This is a genomic window from Agrobacterium sp. 22-209-1 (assembly GCF_053522485.1).
The window spans coordinates 89,608-109,445 of record NZ_JBNWCH010000010.1 but is presented as its reverse complement, the minus strand read 5'-3'; the positions used below and the strand labels follow the sequence as shown (position 1 = coordinate 109,445).

Sequence of the window (19,838 nt, the reverse complement as noted above, 5' to 3'; positions counted from 1 at the left end):
CTCCCTCTGTGTCTGTCAGTTTTCCGGCTCGAGCATGATCGTCGCGAGCGGTGGCAGGACGAGCATTGTCCCGATGTCTCCTCCGGCATCGACCGCCTGAACGCGCCCGCCATTTCCCTTGCCGCTGCCGCCATAAATTTCGGCATCGGTGTTGAGAATCTCCCTCCATCGCCCCGCCTGGGGCAGCGGCACATAATAGTTTTCCCGATAGACCGGTGTCAGATTGCAGATGACGGCCACCGGTTTTTCGCCGGGCGCCGTGCGCAGCCAGGCAAAGACGGAGTTCTCGTGATCATCGACCACCAGCCAGCGGAAGCCGTCGGGTTCGCAATCGCGGGCGTGCAGGGCGGCTTTGGATCGATAGGTGAGGTTGAGATCGCGCACGAGGCGGCGCATGCCCTCATGCATCGGATATTGGCGCAGGTTCCAGTCGAGCGAACCCTTCTCGCTCCACTCGCTCCACTGCGCGAATTCCTGCCCCATGAACAGCAGCTTCTTGCCGGGATAACCCCACATGAAGCCGTAATAGGACCGCAGATTGGCGAATTTCTGCCAGTCATCGCCGGACATTTTGGCGATCAGCGATCCTTTGCCGTGCACAACCTCGTCGTGGGACAGCGGCAGCACGAAATTTTCGGTGAAGGCGTAAAGCAGGCCGAAGGTCAGCTCCTGATGGTGGAACTTGCGATGCACCGGCTCACGCGAGAAATAACTGAGCGTGTCGTGCATGAAGCCCATATTCCACTTGAAACCGAAACCGAGGCCGCCCTCGTGGACGGGCTGCGATACTTTCGGCCAGGAGGTGGATTCCTCGGCAATGGTCATGACGCCCGGATGGGTGCCATAAACGAGGGAATTCATCTTCTGCAGGAAGCGGACGGATTCCAGGTTCTCGCGCCCGCCATATTCGTTGGGGATCCACTCGCCTTCCTTGCGGGAATAATCGAGATAGAGCATCGAGGCGACCGCATCGACACGCAGGCCGTCGAGATGGAATTTCTCGGCCCAATAAAGCGCGTTGTTGATGAGGTAGGACATCACCTCGACGCGGCCGAAATTGTAGATGGCCGTGTTCCAGTCGGGATGGAAACCCTGGCGCGGATCGGCATGTTCGTAAAGCGCGGTGCCATCGAACCAGCGCAACCCGTGCTCGTCGGTCGGAAAATGCGCGGGAACCCAATCGAGCAGAACACCGATGCCGACCTTATGGGCGCCGTTGACGAAACGGGCGAAACCTTCCGGATCGCCGAAACGGGCAGTCGGGGCGTAAAGGCCAGTGGTCTGATAACCCCAGGAAGGGTCATAGGGATGTTCGGTGATCGGCAGGAACTCGATGTGGGTGAAGCCCATATCCGTGCAATAGGGAATGAGCTCGGCGGCCAGTTCGTCCCAGCTCAGGAACGTGCCGTCCTCGCGCCGCCGCCAGGAGCCGGCATGCACCTCATAGATACTGATAGGCTGGCGGCGCTGGTCCACCTGCGCCCAATGTTCCCGATGGGCCTGGTCTTCCCATTCCTGGGTGAGTTCAGGCGCGGTAACGGAGGCGTTCTTCGGCCGCAACTCGGCGCGCCGCGCATAGGGGTCCGCCTTCAGCGGCAGGAGCTCGCCGTTTGCGCCGAGGATTTCGAACTTGTAGGCGCAGCCGGCATAGACGTCAGGCGCGAAGATTTCCCAGATGCCGGTATCCTTGCGGAAACGCATGACATGCCGTCGGCCATCCCAATTGTTGAAATCGCCGACAACGGAAACGCGCCGCGCATTGGGCGCCCAGACGGCGAAGTGGAAACCCTCGACGCCCTCGAGCTTCAGCGGATGCGCGCCCATCCTGTCGAAGAGCCGCAGATGCGATCCTTCGCGAACGAAATAATCGTCCATCGGTCCGAGAACCGGGCCGAAACTGTAAGGGTCGGTCACCGCCCATTCGGCATCGTCGCGGCTGGCGCGATACCGCACCGGTTGGCGCTTTGAAAGATCGATCCGGCCTTCGAAAAAGCCGTCGGGATCGAGCCGCTTTAATTCGCCCACGAAGTTTCCGTCCAGCGTCAGGACGGAAACCTCCTCGGCGCCGGGAATGAAACAGCGGGCGGAAAATCCTTCCGGCGTTTCGTGAACGCCGAGAAGGGCAAAGGGATTGGAATGCAAACCGCTCTTGATCGCCTCGATTTCAGCCTTCGTGATATCGCCAGTCTTTTTCTCTTCGGCCGAATTGAGCGGTTTTTTCATCAGGCTCTCCAGATCTCGGTGGCGTATTGGCGGATCGTCCTGTCGGACGAGAACCAGCCCATACGCGCCGTGTTGCGCACTGTCTTGGCATACCAGCTGTCCGGATCGCTCCAGATCGCGTCCACCTCGCGCTGTGCATTGGCATAGGCGTCGAAGTCGGCGGCGACCATGAACCAGTCGCTGTTATAGATACCGTCGATCAGGCCGGCGAAACGGGAGCGGTCATCCGGCGAGAAGACGCCGGAGGCGATGGAAGACAGCGCCTGCGACAACTCCGCCGATCCTTCGATGATCGCGCGGGGATTGTGGCCTTCGGCGCGCGCCTTGGCCACTTCATCCGCCGTCATTCCGAAGATGACGATATTCTCCGCGCCGACATGATCGCGCATTTCGACATTTGCGCCATCGAGCGTGCCGATGGTGAGCGCGCCGTTGAGTGCGAATTTCATATTGCCGGTGCCGGAGGCTTCCATGCCGGCCGTCGATATCTGTTCGGAAAGATCGGCGGCGGGAACCATGATTTCGGCCAGCGAGACATTGTAGTTCGGAATAAATACCACTTTCAGAAGCCCGCGCACGGCCGGATCGTTGTTGATGACCCGGGCAATATCATTGGCAAGCTTGATGATCAGCTTCGCGTTGTGATAACTCGGCGCCGCCTTGCCTGCGAAGAACTTAACGCGCGGCACCCAATCCAGTTCCGGGTGAGAACGGATCTGGTCGTAAAGCGCGACCGTCTCCACGAGGTTCAAAAGCTGGCGCTTATATTCATGGATACGTTTGATCTGGATGTCGAACATGGCCGAAGGGTCGACGCGGATGCCCATGCGCTGCGCTACCGTATTGGCAAGCCGCACCTTGTTCAGACGTTTCACCTCGGCGAATTTTTCGCGGAAACCGGCATCGTCGGCGAAACGGTCGAGTGCTGTCAGCTTTTCCGCATCGTCGAGGAAATCGTCGCCGATCGCCTCGCGCAGCAGGCTGGTGAGGCCCGGATTGCACTGCATCAGCCAGCGGCGCGGCGTAATGCCATTGGTCTTGTTGTTGATACGGTCAGGGTAAAGGCTGTGCAGATCGGCAAAGACCGTTTCCTTCATCAGATCGGTATGAAGGGCGGAAACGCCGTTGATGGAATGTGAGCCGATAAAGGCGAGATTGCCCATGCGCACGCGACGCTCGCCGCCTTCGTCGATCAGCGAGATCGAACGGATCTGCTGATCCGCCATCTTCTTTTCCTTGCGGGCGAAAAGCAGCGTGTTGGCGTTGATCGCATAGACGATCTGCATATGTCTTGGCAAAAGACGCTCGAGCAGCGGCACCGGCCAGCTTTCCAGCGCCTCCGGCAAAAGCGTGTGGTTGGTGTAGGAGAAGGTGCCCTGCGTGATCTTCCACGCCTCCTCGAATTCCAGACCGTGCACATCGCACAGAAGACGCATCATTTCGGCGATGGAGATCGCCGGATGCGTGTCGTTGAGCTGGATCGAGACCTTCTCGGGCAGCGAAGTGAAGTCCGGATATTGCTGGAGGTGACGGCGCAGAATGTCCTGCAGCGAGGCGGAGGAGAAGAAGAACTCCTGTCTGAGGCGCAGTTCCTGACCGGCCGGCGTCGCGTCGGCAGGGTAGAGAACCCGTGTCAGGCTTTCCGCCTTGTTGCTCTCGCGCAATGCGCCGATATGGTCGCCGGCGTTGAAGGCGGCCAGTAAAATGGGGTCGATCGGCTGCGCGGACCAGAGGCGGAGCGTATTGACGCGGGTGCCGCGCCAGCCGACGACCGGCGTGTCATAGGCCATGGCGATCACGCGTTCGGCCGGTTTCCAGACGAAACGCTGCGGATCTTCATAACCGCCGATCGTCTCCACCGATCCGCCGAAGCCGATTTCATAAGAGCTTTCGCGTCGCTCGAATTCCCAGGGGTTGCCATGCGCAAGCCAGGTTTCCGGCAGTTCCACCTGCCATCCATCCGCCATCTGCTGGCGGAAGAGGCCGTGCACGTAACGGATGCCGTAGCCATAGGCGGGAATGTCGACGGTCGCCATGGATTCCATGAAACAGGCGGCTAGACGGCCAAGGCCGCCATTGCCGAGTGCGGCATCCGGCTCCAGCCCGGCGATAACGTCAAGATCGACGCCGAGCGAGGACAGCGCATCGCGAATTTCATGCATCAGGCCGATATTGGAGATGGCGTCGCGCATCAGGCGGCCGATCAGGAATTCCAGCGACAGATAATAAACGCGCTTGGAATTGTTGGCATAGGCCTTGCGGGTGGATTCCATCCACTTGTCGATGATGCGGTCGCGCACGACGAGGATGGTTGCGGTCAGCCAGTCATGGGGCTTGGCGACCTTGACGTCCTTGCCGATGCGATAGGTCAGTCGTTCGATGATTTCCGCGGCCATGATTTCCGGGTTGGAACTGCGCGGGGCGGGGCGGGGAAGATCGGCGGTGTTGAGGTTATTGATCATTGGTCGGTCAGCACCTTGGTGGGAGGAGAGGGTCTGAGAGGTCGATCCGTGTTGCCTTTGCTGATGCCAGTTTATGCATCGATATGGAGGTGTGGCAACAGCAATTTTCGCGGAAAGTTGAGCGGCTTAGGATTATGAAAAATAAGACCTTTTCTTCCGCATCCCAAGGATCGCGCAAGGCATTGCCGGCCCTTTATCCGCCGTTACCGAAAAGGTTTGCGTGGTCATTGCGATGCCGGGCATCGTTCAAAAAAGGGAAAGAGGCTGCAACACTTTTAAATGGTTCACCGGTCCTGAAATCTGTTTCGCTCAATGTATCCTGTTTTAAACACCGGGCCGAAAACCGCTTAGCGGGTTCGGTCTGATACTTAGGATCACACACTAGCCTTCGCGGCTGTAACAATTCAATGAAAATAAATAGGCCTTCGCCGCAGCCGCACCTGTTGCCGGTGGCGGCGGCGTGAAACCGGGCGATATCGCCGTGTTCACCCGAGGCAAAAAGGCCGCGTCATCATTTCCCCGGCGCGGATCGTTACGCAGGTATTGGGTGGAACGGCGCACCATGGGGTGCAATCAAACGAAAAGGGCTCTGAACTCAGCGCAATACCCTCTTCCAACCCACGCCAGTAGAGCGTCGGTGGCTTGTCATCGCTAGACCAGCGGAAGGCATGCACGCAATCGCCGTCCATCAGCACGGCGCTGAAGCGCAGGGCGGAGGAGACGCCCGCTGCGATCATCTTTTCCTGACAGAGGCGAAGCGCGGTGGAAATGGCGCGTACCGGATCGGCATCAAGGCCGAGGCCGGCGGCGATGAGGAAAATAGCTTCGCTGTCGCCGGTGCCGCGCCGGGATGCATAGATATCATCGGGAATAAGGGAGTCGATATCGCGCCTTATCTGCTCGTAACCGCCGATCTGGCCGTTATGCATGAAGAGATATTGCCCATGCGCAAATGGGTGGCAATTGGCGCGGGATACTTCGCCCGACGTGGCGGAGCGGACATGGGCCATGAACATGCCCGAACGAAGCTGGTGACAGAGTGCCGCGAGGTTGGCATCCGACCAGGCGGGTCTGGTATCGCGAAAGACGCCGGGCGTTCCGCGTTCGCCATACCAGCCAAGGCCGCAACCATCGCCATTGACGACGGTTTTCGCTTCCCTTGCGGCCATGGACTGGCTGACCAGCGATGCTTCCGGCTCGATCAGCAGGCTGTCGAGCCAGACGGGTTTACCGGAATAGGCAAAGAGGCGGCACATTCATGCGGCTCTGTTCAGGGCCTTGTTTCCGAGCGCGAAGCCAACGGCGGCCTTCGCGTGAATTGCGGTCGAATCGTAACCCGGCAGCGGCAGGGCATCGGGATCGATCAGCAGCGAAATCTCGGTGCAGCCAAGAATGACGGAATCGACGCCAAGTGCGCGGGCCTTCTCGATGACCGCGAGATAGCGCTCGCGCGAGCAGGACTTGATTTCGCCCCGGCAGAGTTCGCCGAAGATGATGTCGTGGATCGCAGCCCGGTCTTCCGCATCGGGCACGATCACTTCGACGCCATGGCGGCGCATGCGCTCGGTGTAAAAACCATGTTCCATCGTGTAGCGGGTGGCGAGCAGAAGCGGCTTGCGGCGTCCGTCCGCTTTCAGGGCAGCGGCGGTTTCGTCTATGATATCGATAAGCGCCACGCCGGACATTTTCGCTACGGTTTCAGCGACAAGATGCATGGTGTTGGTGCAGATCAGCACGCAATCGGCGCCCGCATTGGCAAGGCGCGCACCGGCATCACCCAGAAGTGCGCCTGCCTCATCCCAGCGATCGGCCTTCTGAAGGGCGACGACCTCGGAAAAATCGAGCGAATGCATGACGATGTCGGCCGACACCAGCCCGCCGCGGCTGTCGCGCACGGCCTCATTGATCATGCGGTAATAGGTTGCGGTGGATTCCCAGCTCATGCCGCCGATCAGGCCGATCCGTTTCATAAGAATTCCCTTATCGAGTTTGATTGAAAATAAGAATGCCATCGTCGGGGCGAAAACGGCATGCGTTTTTGCAAGGATTTCACGATATATATGCAAAATCAGGGCGTTCTTTCTATGAAAATCGCAAATTTATTGCGCTATTGCGTTAACCTGTGCATTCTTTAACGATGATTGATGATCGCGACCGCCGAATCCTTGCGATTCTCCAGGAAAATGCAGAAACGCCGCTCGCCGACATTGCGGAGGAAGTGGCGCTGTCGCTGTCCGCCTGTTCGCGGCGCATCACGCGGCTGCGGGCGGAAGGTTATGTGACGGGTACGATGGCGCTGCTCGACCGTCGCAAGATCAACTTGCCGACCACGGTTTTCCTGCTGGTCAGAACCGGCCTGCATGCGGAGGACTGGCTGGACCGGTTCCATGCCGCCGTCAGCACCATACCCGAAATTGTCGAGGTTCACCGGCTGACCGGCAATTTCGACTATATTCTGAAACTGGTGCTGCCGAATGTCGAATATTACGACACGATCTACAAACAGATCCTGCGCCGCGTCGAGCTTTACGACATGTCCGCCTATATCTCCATGGAGACGGTGAAGCTGTCGTCTTCGCTGCCGACGACACATATCTGAGTGTTCGTCGGGCCTTGATCAGCGCGCCGCCTTAAAACGGACGCCAAAGCGAAAGCTTCGCGTCTCGCCGGGTTGCAGCGTAATCGCATCCGCGAGTTCCGGTTGGTTGAAGGCGTTGGTCGGCGTTTCCACCGGTTCGAGCGCGATGGATTGCCGCCTGCCGCGTGCAAGCGTATCGCCGGTGAAGACATGCATGTGCCCGCGCTCCTGCCAAACCGTCAGGCTCGAACCGTCGTGGCGGTTTTCCAGCCTCGTCTCGTAAAGCCCGTTTTCGGATCCGATGAGATCGGTGAAGCAGACGTCGAGTACATGGCCGGACAGCGGTGCGTAAAGAAAGCGGGTGTCGTCCCGTTTGACCATCCCGCCCTGTGCGCCGCGAAGGGTGATCAGGTCCTCGTCTGTTTCAATCGCCGTTCGCGAGGGCAGCGTGAGGAGAAGATCGTCGATAGACGTCGTGCCGGGCAGGCGGAAATAGGGATGCCACCCGGCGGCGAAAGGCAGGGGCCGGTCATCGCGATTGATGCCGCGTATGTCGATGGTGACCTCATGGCCGGCGAAACGATATTCCACCTCGATGGCGAGACGGTAGGGATAACCCTCAAAATCCGCAGGCGCTATTTCGGCGCGGAAGACGAGAGTGTGAGCGCCGTGTTCCTCGAAAGACTGCGTAAGCGCGAAGGGCAGGGCTCTGGCAAATCCGTGGAAGACGAGGTCTTCATGGGCAAGCACCGGCTCAATGCGGTGCGCTTGTCCGTCAAAACTGAACTGGCCATCCGGGATGCGATTGGTGAAGGGTGCGAGAATGCCATTTCTCACGCCATTATGCGATTGCATTTCGGCAGGCGTCGAATAGCCGTCGACAAGATTTTCGCCTTCGCCGCCATCGGTAGAGACCGGCCGCCAGCTTAGAAGCGTCGCGCCCTCATAAGCGACTTCGGCTGTGAAACCGTTTCCAGAAACGGTCACACCGGCAATCCCCGTGCCTGTCGTGGGGGTAGTCATCGGGAAATTGTCCTTTGCATACATGCATCTGCGGTCATCGGGGCGACTGCCCTGCCGATTCGCCCGATCATCTTCGCTGACGGACAATTTCGCAATGGCCGTTAAGGGCCCGCAAGGGCCGTATCAACAGGCTCCGCCATTCCGGGTCCGCCGTGCAGTCAGTCCGGAAAAGTGCGTTTCGCGCCGCTGAAATATTCCATCAGCGCGGCCTGATCCTCCCCACCCAGCCCGGCCGCCGTCAGCATGCGGTGCACCTCGGCGCAAACGGCTGTCAGCGGCATGGCCGTGTTGGTGCGCCGGGCGAGATCCTGCGCGCCGTTCAGGTCTTTCACCATATTGTCGATGCGTCCGGTGCGGCGGTAATCTTTCGCCACATAACGCGGCATGTATTCCTGCAGGATGGCGCTGTCGGCGCGGCCGCCCTTCAGCGCCTGCGGTATCTTGGCGGCATCGACGCCGGCATCCAGCGCAAGCTGCGTTGCTTCCGCCACAGCAAGGAAATTCAACCCGCACAGAACCTGGTTGATGAGTTTCGTCGTCTGCCCTGCGCCACAGGGACCCATATGGGTGTAGTTGCTGGCCACATGCCGCAGCACGCGATGCGCATCGGCCACATCCTTGTCGCTGCCGCCGGCCATCAGCGTCAATTGCCCGATGAGCGCCTTGGGTGCACCGCCGGAAAGGGGGCTGTCCACCCAGCGCAGGCCTTTTCCCGCAGCGTCGGCCGCCAGTTCCTTCGTCGCTTCCGGATCGATGGAGGACATGTCGATGATCAGCGTGCCGGGTTTCGCCCCCGCCGCGACGCCATCCTTGCCGAAGACGGCGATGCGAACGATTTTCGGTGAATTGAGGCTGAGGATGACCACATCGGAAACCGAAGCCGCTTCCGCAGCCGTCCCCGCGCTCTGCGCGCCGAGGTTCGTCAGCGCCGCCACCTTTTCCGCATCCATATCGAAAACCGTCAGCTGATTTCCGGTCTTGATGAGCCGTGTGCCGATCGCCCCGCCCATGGCGCCGGCGCCGATCAGGGCGACTTTGTTCTTCTCGGTCATGGTGTTCACGGCCTCCTCCCAAAGTGTCGTGGTGTCGTCGGTTCAAAACCGGATGGCGGCCGCAGCCGCCGGTCCGGTTTCGGTGTTTTAAAGCGAAGTGGTGATGCCGCCGTCGACATAGAGAATATGTCCGTTCACGAAGGACGAGGCATCGGACGACAGGAAGATGCAGGCGCCGACAAGCTCCTCGACCTTGCCCCAGCGACCGGCGGGCGTGCGCTTTTCAAGCCATGCCGAGAAGGTTTCGTCCGCCACCAGGGCCGCGTTGAGCGGCGTGTCGAAATAGCCGGGTGCGATGGCGTTGCATTGCAGGCCGTATTTGGCCCAGTCCGTCGCCATGCCTTTCGTCAGGTTGCCGACGGCCCCCTTGGTGGCGGTGTAGGGCGCGATGCCGGGGCGGGCAAGGGCGGTCTGCACGCTGGCGATGTTGATGATCTTGCCACGGCCACGGCCGATCATGTGGCGCGCGGCAGCCTGCCCGGCGTGGAACACCGAGGCGATGTTGGTCTGCAGCAGGCGCTCGAAGGCATCGGCTGGAAAATCCTCCAGCGGGGTGCGGTGCTGCATGCCGGCATTGTTGACCAGAATATCGATGGGGCCGACCTCCGCCTCGAAACCGTCGATGGCCTTGCGCACCGCTTCGTGATCGGTGGCGTCGAAGGCGAGTGTTTTCGCACCCTTGATGCCGGCGGCGGCGGCTTTCAACTTCGCCTCGTCACGCCCGTTCAGCACCACTTCCGCGCCCGCTTCCGAAAGCCCTTGCGCCAGCGCGAAGCCAATGCCCTGGGACGAACCCGTGATCAGGGCGCGGCGGCCGGAAAGATCGAACAAATTAAGGCCCACTGTTTCCTCCAGTCTCTCGACATTGCATTCGTACAGAATTATGTTATCGATAACATTCATCCCTTTCGGGCGTGGATGTCAAGGCTTAAACGCCCGCTCTCGGTACGGGCCGGGCGCGCGGGGAGGCCGCACGACGTGTAAATGCGCGGCAGGCGGCGGTGACAGGGATGCGGATTATTCGTCGCGCCATTCAGGCGCGATGTCGAGCGGGAGATATTTATGAGAGCGATTGTCGCCCATGGGGCAAAGGATGTGCGCATCGAGGAGCGGCCCGAGGAAGCGCCGGGGTCGGGAGAAGTGCGGCTTCGTCTGGTCCGGGGCGGAATTTGCGGCAGCGATCTGCATTATTACAACCATGGCGGCTTCGGCGCGGTGCGGCTTCGTGAACCCATGGTGCTCGGCCATGAGGTCTCCGCTGTCGTCGAAGAACTGGGCGAGGGCGTGGAAGGGCTGAAGGTCGGCGGTCTGGTTGCCGTTTCGCCGTCCCGCCCGTGCCGAACCTGCCGCTTTTGCCAGGAAGGCCTGCACAACCAGTGCCTCAACATGCGGTTTTATGGCAGCGCCATGCCTTTTCCGCATATTCAGGGCGCTTTCCGTGAGGTTCTGGTGGCCGACGCCCTGCAATGCGTGCCGGCCGATGGCCTGAGCGCTGGCGAGGCCGCCATGGCGGAGCCGCTGGCGGTGACGCTTCACGCCACGCGCCGCGCCGGCGATTTGCTGGGGAAACGCGTGCTTGTCACGGGTTGTGGCCCCATCGGCATCCTGTCCATTCTGGCTGCGCGCCGGGCGGGTGCGGCGGAAATCGTCGCCACCGACCTTTCCGATTTCACGCTTGCCAAGGCGCGTGAGGCGGGTGCGGATCGTGTCATCAATAGCAAGGATGAGCCCGACGCACTTGCCGCTTATGGTGCGAACAAGGGAACTTTCGATGTTCTCTATGAATGCTCTGGCGCAGCCGTCGCACTTTCCGGCGGCATTACCGCGCTTCGTCCGCGCGGCATCATCGTCCAGCTCGGGCTTGGCGGCGATATGAGTCTGCCGATGATGGCGATCACCGCCAAGGAACTGGATCTGCGCGGCTCTTTCCGCTTCCACGAAGAATTCGCCACCGGCGTTGAATTGATGCGCAAGGGCCTGATCGACGTCAAACCGTTCATCACCCAGACCGTCGATCTCGCCGACGCCATCTCGGCTTTCGAATTCGCCTCGGATCGAAGCCGCGCCATGAAGGTGCAGATCGCTTTTTCGTAAGCGCGTTTCCCCGAAATAGCGGGCTGGCTTATTGAGTCGGTGGCGGAGCCTCCGCCACCAATTTCTTATTTGCCATCGTGGATCGCGTCATTCCGCCCTGCATGTTATCGATATCATGGGCGTTCGCTCGATGCTTCCTCGCCTCATTGTACGGCTGGTTTGCACATTTTGACGCAGGTCAAAAAGGTGATTTGCCACCTGCCGCTATTTGCGTTATCGAAATTTCAGAAATTACTGAAAATTCAGGAAACGAAGAAATGCCGACCAACCTCTCGCCGCTCGTTCAGTCCTTCGTGCTGCATTTCGGTGAGATGGGCAGCCGCTGGGGCATCAACCGCACGGTCGGCCAAGTCTATGCTTTGCTCTATATCTCGCCGCAGCCGCTGTGTGCGGACGATATTGTGGAGGCCCTCGGTATTTCCCGTTCCAACGTGTCGATGAGCCTGAAGGAGTTACAGGCGTGGAATCTTGCAATTCTCAAGCATTTTCCCGGCGACCGGCGCGATTTTTTCACAACGCCTGACGATGTCTGGCAAATTCTCCGCACCCTTGCCGAAGAGCGCAAGAAACGCGAGATCGATCCCACGCTCAGCGTGCTGCGCGAAATTCTGATGGAAACGCCCGAAAACGAAGACGAGCGGCATGCGCAACAGCGCATCGATGAGATGAAAACGCTGATCGAGCAGCTGACCGGCTGGTATGACGATGTGAAGCGGCTGGAGACGGAACGGCTGGCTTCGCTTCTCGCGCTCGGTTCGAAGGTCACGAAGTTTCTGGAGGCCAAGGACAAGATCGTCTCCCTCGCCAGACCCCGCGGCGCGAAGAAGGACGGGTGAGGAGATCGGCCGTGAGCATATCAGTGGAAATTCGCCAGGGGTCCGATGGTGACGGGGCAGTCTGTCCCGTTCCGGCTGCAGTCTCGCCCGATACGATGGGGCGGCGCAAAGCCAACCGCAAGACCTTTCGCGACAGAGCTGACGGGCGGGCGAAAATGACAGGCGCGCCGGTGGTGGGGAAATTCGTTGCCCTGCCGCATGTGCTGGCGGCGCTGCTCTGGTTGCCGCAGGCAGGTTTGCTTGCCTTTTCAGTCGGAAGAATTGCCGATGGCGCGCCGATGATGGCGATCGTACCCGCCGCGGCTGCGGTTCTCATCCTCGGCCTCATCAAGGCATGGCTGGAAAAGATGGCGGCGCGGCTGTCGTTTCGTGCCGCCCGTGCGGCGCTGTCGCAACGGCGGCTGGAAGCGCTGAAGGCCGTGGCGAAGGTTTCCCCGCTCGATCTGTCACGCACCGCCTCCGGTGAGGCGGCAGGCGTCGTGGCCGAGGCGGCGGAAGCGCTGGTGCCCTATCTTTCCCGTTTCCAGCCGGCGCGGATGAAGGCGACCTTCGTGCCGCTGGTTTTCGTGCTGGCGATCCTGCCATTCACCTGGATTGCGGCGCTGGTGCTGCTGCTCGCCATGCCAACCATCCCGCTTTTCATGGCGCTCATCGGCTGGCAGGCGAAGGCCGCCAGTGAAAAGCAGCTTGTTGAGACCGGCAATATGAATGCCTTCCTGCTTGATCGCCTGCGCGGGCTGGAAACGATCCGCACGCTTAAAGCCGTCGATCTGACTGCAAAGCGTCTTAGCGCCGATGCGCAGAACCTGAAGAAGCGGACGATGACGGTGCTCAGGATCGCCTTTCTCTCCTCGGCGGTGCTGGAGCTTTTCGCAGCGCTCGGCGTTGCCATGACCGCCGTCTATATCGGTTTTCATCTGCTCGGTTTTCTCAATTTCGGCGCCTGGGGCCACAAGTTGACACTCGCCGAAGGTCTTTTCATCCTGCTTCTGGCGCCGGCCTTTTTCGAGCCGCTGCGGGAACTCTCCGCCGTCTGGCACGACTGCGCAGCCGGCGAAGCGGCGCTTGATGCGCTCGGCAAATTGACGGCCGGCGGCGCGGCTATTACGGGCGAGGGCGCGGATGTGGCGTCTGTCCCATCCCCGATGCCCGGCCTGGTGGAGATCAATAATCTCTCTTTCGCTTATCCGAGCGCCCCACCTGTCATCCAAAATCTCAACCTGACGGTTCAGCGGGGTGAGAGAGTTGCGATCCTTGGGCCTTCCGGTTGTGGCAAATCCACTGTACTCTCCTTGATTGCCGGGTTGGCCGAGGCTGGAGAGGGCTCGATCAGGGTCGGTGGCGTCAAGCTCGATAATGCGACGGCGGATGGGCTGCGCAGGACGATCGGCTGGGTCGGCCAGAAGCCGTTCTATTTTGCCGGTTCGCTGAAGGCGAATATTCGCTTCGGCCGTTCGGTTGTCAGTGACGGCATGGTGGAAGAGACACTGCGCCGCACCGGGCTCGACGGCTTGTCGCATGCACGCCGGCGCCTGCAGATCGGCGATGGCGGATATGGAATCTCGGGCGGGGAGGCGGTGCGGCTTGCCATTGCGCGTGCTTTCGCAGACCCCGCAACGCAGCTAGTTCTGGCCGACGAGCCGACAGCCCATCTCGACCGGGAAACGGCTGCTCTCGTCACGGATAACCTGCTGCAACTGGCAAATGGCAGGACATTGATCGTCGCGACCCATGATCCGGTGCTTGCGGCGCGCATGGACAGGATCGTGGATATGACGGCGATCCATTCGAGGGGGCAGCCATGATCGCGCATTTTGCGATATTGAGACCCATTATTGGCCTGTTCTGGTCGACGCGGCGCGGCATGCTGCTGGCGGGCGCGGCTCTGGCGGTAACGACGGTGCTGGCGGGCATCGGCCTTCTCGGCGTTTCCGGCTGGTTCATCACCGCTACGGCGATTGCCGGCCTTCTGCCGGCAACGGCCTATGCTTTCGATGTCTTTGCGCCTTCGGCCGCCATTCGTCTTCTGGCGCTGGCGCGCACCGCCGCCCGTTACGGCGAACGCATGACGACCCATGACGCCACGCTTTCCGTGCTTGCAGCACTTCGGGAAAAGCTGTTTCGTGGCTTTGCCGCTCCGCAGGCTGCGAAATCCCTGGAGGCGAGGCCTGCGCGCCTGCTGAACCGGCTGACGGCGGATATCGACGCGCTGGATTCGCTTTATCTGCGCGTGCTGGTTCCCGCCGCCGTGGCGATCCTGGCTGCAATCGCGACAGGCCTCGGGCTTGCTTTTCTCCATCCTCTGGCGGGCATTCTGGCGGCGGTTTTCCTCATCGCGGCGGGGCTTGGAATTTCGGTGCGCGCCGCCTTGCGGGCGGAAACATTCTCGCGCCGCCGGGCAATCGGGCTGGAAGCCCTTCGCGCCCGCACGGCCGATCTCGTGAACGGGCAGACGGAGCTCTTGACCGCCGGCCGCCTCTCCGCGCAGGTCACGGCGGTGAAACGGGCGGATGATTACCTCTCTGCCTGCGATGATACCCTGAACCGCATCGAGACCGGTGCCGGTTTTTCCTTCGGGGTTTCAGCGGCCGTTCTTTTGAGCGCGGCCCTTCTCGGCATGGCCTGGCTTGCCGAACGGGGGGCGGTCACCGCGCCGACGGCGGCGCTCGGGCTGCTGGTCTGTTTTGCCGCGCTGGAGCCTTTCACGGCGCTGCGCCGCGGGGCGATGGAGCTTGGGCGCACGCTGTTTTCCGCAAGGCGTATCGCGCCGCGTCTCTCGGCAACGGTTGAGGGTCGCTGTCCCGTCTTGCCGGCCAGCGGGATGGCGGCAAAACTCGAAGATGTGCATCTGGAGCGAGAGGGGAACGACAATCCTGTCCTGACGGATATCAACCTTGCAATCGCTGCCGGGGAACGGGTTGCGATCGTCGGCCCGAGCGGCGCGGGCAAGACAAGTCTAATCCAGCTTCTGGGGGGTGAATTGCAGCCGGTTGCAGGCGCGGTCAGCGCCCTGCCGTCCACTCTTATGACGCAGCGAAGCCAGCTTTTCCGCGACAGTATCGAAGACAATCTGCGGCTCGCGAAACCCGCCGCAACCGGGACCGAGCTATGGGACGCGCTTGAGGCGGCAGGCCTTGCCGAACACGTCAAAACCTTGGCCGCCGGGCTGGAGACAAGGCTTGGCGAGGCGGGCCAAGGGTTTTCCGGCGGCCAGTCGCGCCGGCTGGCGCTCGCCCGTTTCCTGCTCGCCGACCGGCCGCTCTGGCTTCTCGACGAGGTGACAGAAGGGCTGGACGGCGAGACAGCCCGCGACGTGCTCACCCGGCTGTTTGCGAGGGCGGAGGGAAAGACTGTCGTGATGATCACCCATAATCGCCGCGAGGCGGAATTTGCCGATCGCATCATCGTGCTGAAAGACGGGCGCCAACTTGATCAATGTCAAAGCGGCACCCCGGAATACGGCGTAGTGCTTGATACACTACGCCCGGACTGAGATTTTTGAGAGCCGGCGTCGTCTTTGAAATGGAAGGCCGGTCTTCCGGAAAAGGTGGGTAAGACTATGGAACTCGACATAGTGGCGCTGTCGCGCCTGCAATTTGCAGTGACGGCTTTATATCACTTTCTGTTCGTTCCCCTGACGATTGGGCTGTCGGTGGTGATCGCCATCATGGAAACGGTCTATGTCATGACCGGCCGCACGGTCTGGCGGCAGATGACGAAATTCTGGGGCACGTTGTTCGGTATCAACTTCGTGCTCGGCGTTTCCACCGGCATCGTCATGGAATTCCAGTTCGGCATGAACTGGAGTTATTACAGCCATTATGTCGGCGATATCTTCGGTGCGCCGCTGGCCATCGAGGGTATGATGGCCTTCTTCCTGGAAGCCACCTTCGTCGGCCTGTTCTTTTTCGGCTGGGACAAGCTGTCGAAACTCGGCCATCTCGTCGCGACATGGTGCGTGGCGCTCGGTTCGAATTTTTCGGCGCTGTGGATATTGATCGCAAATGGCTGGATGCAGAACCCGACGGGCTCCGCCTTCAACCCCCAGACCATGCGGATGGAGGTGACTGACTTCTTCGAGGTTCTGTTCAACCCGGTGGCACAGGCGAAGTTCGTTCACACGGTTTCTGCGGGTTACGTGACGGCCTCCATCTTCGTGCTCGGCGTTTCGGCCTGGTATGTGCTGAAAGGCCGCCATGTCGATCTCGCCAAGCGTTCGATGACGGTTGCCGCTTCCTTCGGTCTGGCGTCCGCGCTGTCGGTCGTCGTGCTGGGGGATGAAAGCGGTTATCTCTCCACCGAACACCAGAAGATGAAGCTCGCCTCCATCGAGGCCATGTGGGAAACGGAGCCGGCGCCTGCCCCCTTCACGGCCATCGGTTTTCCTGATCAGGAAGCACGCGAAACGCATTTCGCGGTGAAGATCCCGTGGGTGATGGGCCTCATCGGCACCCGCTCGCTCGACACGCAAATTCCGGGCATCAACGATCTGGTGGAGCAGGCGAAGAGCCGCATCCGCGACGGCATCAAAGCCTATGATGCGCTGATGCAGATACGCGCCACCGGCAAAGGTGCGCAACTGCCGGAAGAGGTGCGCGGCACCTTTGCGGAACTCGGCCATGAGCTTGGTTATGCCCTGCTGCTGAAACGCTACGTCGATGATCCGCGTCAGGCGAGCGAAGAGCAGATCGCCAAGGCGGCTGCCGATACGATCCCCCATGTGCCGACGCTGTTCTGGTCGTTCCGTATCATGGTCGGCCTCGGTATGTTCTTCATTCTGCTGACGGCGACGTTCTTTTATCTCTCGGCCCGCCGGCGGCTGGATCATTATCCACTGCTGCTGAAAGTGGCGGTCTTTGCCATTCCGCTGCCGTGGATCGCGGCGGAAATGGGCTGGATCGTGGCCGAATTCGGCCGCCAGCCATGGATCATCGAGGGCGTGCTGCCCACGGCGGCCGCCGTCTCCAGCCTCAGTGCCTCCACCGTCCTCATCACGCTCCTGTGTTTCATCGCCATCTACACGGTGCTGTTCATCGTCGAAATGGGGCTGATGCTGAAGGCGATCCGCAAGGGCCCCGAGCCTGACCATGAGCCGGAAGCGCCGCTCGTTCCTGAAAAACTCGTCGCTGCGGAGTAAACGATCATGATATTGCACCAACTCATCGACTATGAAATCCTCCGCGTTATCTGGTGGCTGCTGCTCGGCGTGGTGCTGATCGGTTTTGCCGTGACCGGCGGTTTCGATCTCGGCACCGGCGCGCTCCTGCCCTTCGTGGCGAAAACGGACATCGAGCGCCGTGTCGTCATCAATTCCATCGGCCCCGTCTGGGAAGGCAATCAGGTGTGGCTCATCCTTGGCGGTGGCGCGATCTTCGCCGCCTGGCCGCCGCTTTATGCGGTGTCGTTTTCAGGGTTTTACCTGGCGATGTTCGCCACCCTGTTTGCGCTGATCCTGCGGCCGGTCGGTTTCAAATATCGCTCCAAGCGTGAAAGCACCGCGTGGCGCAGCGCCTGGGATTGGGCGCTCTTCATCGGCGGCTTCGTTCCCGCGCTGATCTTCGGCGTGGCGATCGGCAATGTGCTGCAGGGCGTTCCCTTCCACCTCAATGACGACCTCAGGATTTTCTATGATGGCACGACGCTGTTCGAGCTTCTGAACCCCTACGCCATCCTTTGCGGCCTCGTTTCCGTCGCCATGCTCGTCATGCACGGTGCCGCATGGCTGGTACTGAAAACGGATGGTCCGGTAGCCGCTCGCGCTCGCAGTTTCGGCAGCATCGCGGCGCTTGCCACCACCGTTCTTTTCGCGCTCGGCGGCGTCTTTCTGTGGCTCGGTATCGATGGCTATCGCTTTACCTCGGAGGTCGTGACCGACGGTCCGTCCAATCCGCTGTCGAAGACGGTCGAGGTTGCGGGCGGTGTCTGGTTTGCCAATTATGCGGCGCATCCCTGGATGATGCTGGCGCCAGCGCTCGGTCTTGTCTTCCCGCTCGTCGCTTTCGTCTTGCTCCGGGCCTGCAGGGAAGTGCTGGCGCTGCTTTCCAGCTCACTTGCCATTTTCGGCGTCATCTCAACGGTGGGGCTGACGATGTTTCCCTTCATCCTGCCGTCTTCGGTCGATCCGAAATCGAGCCTGACAGTGTGGGATGCATCTTCCAGCCATATGACGCTGTTCATCATGCTGGTCGTCGCCCTCATCTTCATCCCGATCATCGTCGCCTATACATCATGGGTCTACCGCGTGCTGTGGGGCAAGGTGGATGAAAAGGCGATCCGCGACGACAGCGGTCATGCCTACTGAGACTCAAGAAAGAAGGAGATCGAACATGTGGTATTTCGCCTGGCTGCTCGGCCTGCCTCTCGCCGCCATCTTCGCCGTCATGAACGCGATGTGGTATGAGCTGATGGAAGAAAACGCGAAAAAGGCGCAAGCGAAGCTGGATAAATAAAGCTTCGAGGTTCGTGGCATAAAAAGGGGGCGGCATCCGGTTGGGATGACGCCCCTTTGTGGACAGCAGCCGTGCCTGCGATGCGCGGCTTCAGTGGATCGCGATGCCGCGCTTGTCCGCTTCTTCCTTGATGATGTCTTCGACGATGGCCCTCTTGAGATTTGGATTTCCCAGAAGATAGTCGTCGGCGATCTCGAAGATCGACTTCGGATTCTCGGTCCGGTGCAGGGTGTCGAGGTCTTGGCCGATCTGCTCTCGAAGGCTGGAATAGTCGTCCATCGCAGCGCTCCCGTTTATCTCAATCCAGAAGGTCGGCCGGAACCTTGCCGCCGTTTTCGGAAAGTTTCTTGATGACGGCCTTGTGCAGCCAGATGTTCATCGTCGCCGAATCCGAGGTGTCGCCGGTATAGCCGAGCTCGCTGGCGAGTTCCTTTCTGGCGCTCAGGCTGCTGTCGAGGTCGAGAGCCTTGAGAAGATCGACGATGGAATGTTTCCAGTCGAGCTTCTGCCCGTTTTTCTTGACAGCCTCATCCAGAATGGACGCGACATCGACATTGCCGGTCGGCGCCGGAGCCGCCGTTGTCGGGGCTGGTGCTGCCGGGCTTGCTGCGGTCGGGCTGGCCGTGGTCGGCGGTGTTCCGGCCGGAGCGGATGTCTGCGGCGCGGCCTCGGCCTTGCCGAAAATCGCGTTCTTGATCTTGTTGAAAAAGCTCATTCTGTCCTCCCCTTATCTGCGAAATGCGCGCCCGACGGCGATGAGAATGCAGGCACCGATGAAACCGGCGATGAGATAGCCAATCCAGCCTCCGAGCGAGACGCCGATGAGCCCCAGAAGGAAATTGGCGACGATGGCGCCAACAATGCCGAGGATAATGTTCATGAAAACACCCATATTGCTTTTCATGAACTGTTCGGCGAGCCAACCGGCTACGCCGCCGATGATGATTGCTGCAATCCAGCCAACTTGTGCGTCTTCCATAACAGGCCTTTCCTTTCTAGAGAGAGGTCAGAGGCATATGGACCCGCATTTTTTGCGCACGTCCCCCCGCCTTGAATTGACCCCAGGCGATTATTAACGAAGAGCCGGAAGTTTTGTTCCGCAAGACGTGTGCGTTATCGCA

18 protein-coding genes are annotated in these 19,838 nt (G+C 60.5%); 8 read left to right on the top strand and 10 right to left on the bottom strand.

Going from position 1 to position 19,838, the window contains the following annotated elements:
• Positions 1 to 15: 15 nt before the first annotated feature.
• The 4 genes from glgB to ACQZ48_RS19565 form a co-directional block, all read right to left on the bottom strand.
• Entirely contained in the window at positions 16 to 2,223 is a 2,208-nt protein-coding gene (gene glgB, locus ACQZ48_RS19580) for a 1,4-alpha-glucan branching protein GlgB (protein ID WP_077984796.1), read from the bottom strand.
• Positions 2,223 to 4,685 (bottom strand): glycogen/starch/alpha-glucan phosphorylase, encoded by a 2,463-nt coding sequence (locus ACQZ48_RS19575; protein WP_137412494.1) that lies wholly within the window; start codon positions 4,683 to 4,685, stop codon positions 2,223 to 2,225. The genes glgB and ACQZ48_RS19575 overlap by 1 nt, the downstream gene beginning before the upstream one ends.
• A gap of 485 nt (positions 4,686 to 5,170) precedes the next feature.
• On the bottom strand, positions 5,171 to 5,941 hold the full coding sequence (locus tag ACQZ48_RS19570; protein ID WP_077984798.1) for a class II glutamine amidotransferase: 771 nt from the start codon (positions 5,939 to 5,941) through the stop codon (positions 5,171 to 5,173).
• Complete coding sequence (locus ACQZ48_RS19565) at positions 5,942 to 6,655, bottom strand: aspartate/glutamate racemase family protein (RefSeq protein WP_448729213.1); 714 nt, start codon at positions 6,653 to 6,655, stop codon at positions 5,942 to 5,944. It lies immediately after the preceding gene.
• Positions 6,656 to 6,822: 167 nt separating this feature from the next.
• Between ACQZ48_RS19565 and ACQZ48_RS19560 the strand changes: the two genes are divergently transcribed.
• Positions 6,823 to 7,284: an Lrp/AsnC family transcriptional regulator gene (locus ACQZ48_RS19560; RefSeq protein WP_077984799.1), complete on the top strand. Its 462-nt coding sequence runs from the start codon at positions 6,823 to 6,825 to the stop codon at positions 7,282 to 7,284.
• A gap of 18 nt (positions 7,285 to 7,302) precedes the next feature.
• On the opposite strand, the gene ACQZ48_RS19555 is transcribed toward ACQZ48_RS19560, so the two are convergent.
• The 3 genes from ACQZ48_RS19555 to ACQZ48_RS19545 form a co-directional block, all read right to left on the bottom strand.
• On the bottom strand, positions 7,303 to 8,286 hold the full coding sequence (locus ACQZ48_RS19555) for an aldose epimerase family protein (protein WP_448729212.1): 984 nt from the start codon (positions 8,284 to 8,286) through the stop codon (positions 7,303 to 7,305).
• Positions 8,287 to 8,444: 158 nt separating this feature from the next.
• The gene (locus ACQZ48_RS19550; RefSeq protein WP_448729247.1) at positions 8,445 to 9,338 is read right to left on the bottom strand and encodes an NAD(P)-dependent oxidoreductase; all 894 of its coding nucleotides are present in this window, start codon (positions 9,336 to 9,338) and stop codon (positions 8,445 to 8,447) included.
• 87 nt (positions 9,339 to 9,425) lie between these two features.
• A complete protein-coding gene (locus tag ACQZ48_RS19545) occupies positions 9,426 to 10,181 on the bottom strand; it encodes an SDR family oxidoreductase (RefSeq protein ID WP_448729211.1) in 756 nt (251 codons plus the stop codon).
• Positions 10,182 to 10,400: 219 nt separating this feature from the next.
• Between ACQZ48_RS19545 and ACQZ48_RS19540 the strand changes: the two genes are divergently transcribed.
• The 7 genes from ACQZ48_RS19540 to cydX all read left to right on the top strand — a co-directional run bounded on the left by ACQZ48_RS19540 (position 10,401) and on the right by cydX (position 18,717).
• Positions 10,401 to 11,432 carry an L-idonate 5-dehydrogenase gene (locus tag ACQZ48_RS19540; protein WP_448729210.1) on the top strand — a complete coding sequence of 344 codons (1,032 nt, stop codon included), beginning with the start codon at positions 10,401 to 10,403 and terminating at the stop codon, positions 11,430 to 11,432.
• A gap of 257 nt (positions 11,433 to 11,689) precedes the next feature.
• Complete coding sequence (locus ACQZ48_RS19535; RefSeq protein ID WP_137412489.1) at positions 11,690 to 12,268, top strand: GbsR/MarR family transcriptional regulator; 579 nt, start codon at positions 11,690 to 11,692, stop codon at positions 12,266 to 12,268.
• Positions 12,269 to 12,285: 17 nt separating this feature from the next.
• Positions 12,286 to 14,073 carry a thiol reductant ABC exporter subunit CydD gene (gene cydD / locus ACQZ48_RS19530; protein ID WP_448729246.1) on the top strand — a complete coding sequence of 596 codons (1,788 nt, stop codon included), beginning with the start codon at positions 12,286 to 12,288 and terminating at the stop codon, positions 14,071 to 14,073.
• A complete protein-coding gene (gene cydC, locus ACQZ48_RS19525; RefSeq protein ID WP_448729209.1) occupies positions 14,070 to 15,761 on the top strand; it encodes a thiol reductant ABC exporter subunit CydC in 1,692 nt (563 codons plus the stop codon). Before cydD ends, cydC begins: the two co-directional genes overlap by 4 nt.
• 66 nt (positions 15,762 to 15,827) lie before the next feature.
• Positions 15,828 to 17,405 carry a cytochrome ubiquinol oxidase subunit I gene (locus ACQZ48_RS19520; protein WP_077984862.1) on the top strand — a complete coding sequence of 526 codons (1,578 nt, stop codon included), beginning with the start codon at positions 15,828 to 15,830 and terminating at the stop codon, positions 17,403 to 17,405.
• Positions 17,406 to 17,411: 6 nt separating this feature from the next.
• Positions 17,412 to 18,569: a cytochrome d ubiquinol oxidase subunit II gene (gene cydB / locus ACQZ48_RS19515; RefSeq protein WP_448729208.1), complete on the top strand. Its 1,158-nt coding sequence runs from the start codon at positions 17,412 to 17,414 to the stop codon at positions 18,567 to 18,569.
• 25 nt (positions 18,570 to 18,594) lie between these two features.
• Complete coding sequence (gene cydX / locus ACQZ48_RS19510) at positions 18,595 to 18,717, top strand: cytochrome bd-I oxidase subunit CydX (protein ID WP_077984806.1); 123 nt, start codon at positions 18,595 to 18,597, stop codon at positions 18,715 to 18,717.
• A gap of 90 nt (positions 18,718 to 18,807) precedes the next feature.
• On the opposite strand, the gene ACQZ48_RS19505 is transcribed toward cydX, so the two are convergent.
• Genes ACQZ48_RS19505 through ACQZ48_RS19495 form a run of 3 tightly spaced genes read right to left on the bottom strand, consistent with a single transcriptional unit; the run spans position 18,808 to position 19,696 of the window.
• Complete coding sequence (locus tag ACQZ48_RS19505) at positions 18,808 to 18,996, bottom strand: hypothetical protein (protein WP_003522463.1); 189 nt, start codon at positions 18,994 to 18,996, stop codon at positions 18,808 to 18,810.
• 19 nt (positions 18,997 to 19,015) lie between these two features.
• Positions 19,016 to 19,432 carry a DUF3597 domain-containing protein gene (locus tag ACQZ48_RS19500; RefSeq protein ID WP_077984807.1) on the bottom strand — a complete coding sequence of 139 codons (417 nt, stop codon included), beginning with the start codon at positions 19,430 to 19,432 and terminating at the stop codon, positions 19,016 to 19,018.
• A gap of 12 nt (positions 19,433 to 19,444) precedes the next feature.
• A complete protein-coding gene (locus ACQZ48_RS19495) occupies positions 19,445 to 19,696 on the bottom strand; it encodes a GlsB/YeaQ/YmgE family stress response membrane protein (RefSeq protein WP_046801707.1) in 252 nt (83 codons plus the stop codon).
• Positions 19,697 to 19,838 lie beyond the last annotated feature (142 nt).

What these genes read in the sequence shown, in the direction of transcription:
- glgB (WP_077984796.1), bottom strand. Translation starts at nt 2,223, where the DNA reads ATGAAAAAACCGCTCAATTCGGCCGAAGAGAAAAAGACTGGCGATATC.
- ACQZ48_RS19575 (WP_137412494.1), bottom strand. Translation starts at nt 4,685, where the DNA reads ATGATCAATAACCTCAACACCGCCGATCTTCCCCGCCCCGCCCCGCGC.
- ACQZ48_RS19570 (WP_077984798.1), bottom strand. Translation starts at nt 5,941, where the DNA reads ATGTGCCGCCTCTTTGCCTATTCCGGTAAACCCGTCTGGCTCGACAGC.
- ACQZ48_RS19565 (WP_448729213.1), bottom strand. Translation starts at nt 6,655, where the DNA reads ATGAAACGGATCGGCCTGATCGGCGGCATGAGCTGGGAATCCACCGCA.
- ACQZ48_RS19560 (WP_077984799.1), top strand. Translation starts at nt 6,823, where the DNA reads ATGATTGATGATCGCGACCGCCGAATCCTTGCGATTCTCCAGGAAAAT.
- ACQZ48_RS19555 (WP_448729212.1), bottom strand. Translation starts at nt 8,286, where the DNA reads ATGACTACCCCCACGACAGGCACGGGGATTGCCGGTGTGACCGTTTCT.
- ACQZ48_RS19550 (WP_448729247.1), bottom strand. Translation starts at nt 9,338, where the DNA reads ATGACCGAGAAGAACAAAGTCGCCCTGATCGGCGCCGGCGCCATGGGC.
- ACQZ48_RS19540 (WP_448729210.1), top strand. Translation starts at nt 10,401, where the DNA reads ATGAGAGCGATTGTCGCCCATGGGGCAAAGGATGTGCGCATCGAGGAG.
- ACQZ48_RS19535 (WP_137412489.1), top strand. Translation starts at nt 11,690, where the DNA reads ATGCCGACCAACCTCTCGCCGCTCGTTCAGTCCTTCGTGCTGCATTTC.
- cydC (WP_448729209.1), top strand. Translation starts at nt 14,070, where the DNA reads ATGATCGCGCATTTTGCGATATTGAGACCCATTATTGGCCTGTTCTGG.
- ACQZ48_RS19520 (WP_077984862.1), top strand. Translation starts at nt 15,828, where the DNA reads ATGGAACTCGACATAGTGGCGCTGTCGCGCCTGCAATTTGCAGTGACG.
- cydB (WP_448729208.1), top strand. Translation starts at nt 17,412, where the DNA reads ATGATATTGCACCAACTCATCGACTATGAAATCCTCCGCGTTATCTGG.
- cydX (WP_077984806.1), top strand. Translation starts at nt 18,595, where the DNA reads ATGTGGTATTTCGCCTGGCTGCTCGGCCTGCCTCTCGCCGCCATCTTC.
- ACQZ48_RS19505 (WP_003522463.1), bottom strand. Translation starts at nt 18,996, where the DNA reads ATGGACGACTATTCCAGCCTTCGAGAGCAGATCGGCCAAGACCTCGAC.
- ACQZ48_RS19500 (WP_077984807.1), bottom strand. Translation starts at nt 19,432, where the DNA reads ATGAGCTTTTTCAACAAGATCAAGAACGCGATTTTCGGCAAGGCCGAG.
- ACQZ48_RS19495 (WP_046801707.1), bottom strand. Translation starts at nt 19,696, where the DNA reads ATGGAAGACGCACAAGTTGGCTGGATTGCAGCAATCATCATCGGCGGC.